Below are 260 nucleotides of genomic sequence, written 5' to 3' on the forward strand. Positions count from 1 at the left end.
GTGGAAGACCGGTAACGGTTGGAGCTGACTGGTACTAATAGGCCGAGGGCTTGTCCTCAGTTGCTCGCGTCCACTGTGTTAGTTCTGAAGTAACGAACAGTTGCTGGTTTGAGCAGAACCACTTAATTGAAAAGTGTGCTTGTTCGCTCGAAACCGATAGGGTTTCGGTGGTCATAGCGTTAGGGAAACGCCCGGTTACATTCCGAACCCGGAAGCTAAGCCTTTCAGCGCCGATGGTACTGCATGGGGGACCGTGTGGG

The 260-nt window shown here is 53.1% G+C and carries 1 rRNA gene; it reads left to right on the plus strand.

Features of this window, described 5'->3' with window-relative positions:
• Nucleotides 1–163: 163 nt before the first annotated feature.
• Nucleotides 164–260, plus strand: a 5S ribosomal RNA gene (gene rrf / locus IF61_RS33790); the annotation flags it as partial.

This window comes from Streptomyces roseoverticillatus (assembly GCF_000719265.1).
Taxonomy (GTDB): domain Bacteria; phylum Actinomycetota; class Actinomycetes; order Streptomycetales; family Streptomycetaceae; genus Streptomyces; species Streptomyces roseoverticillatus.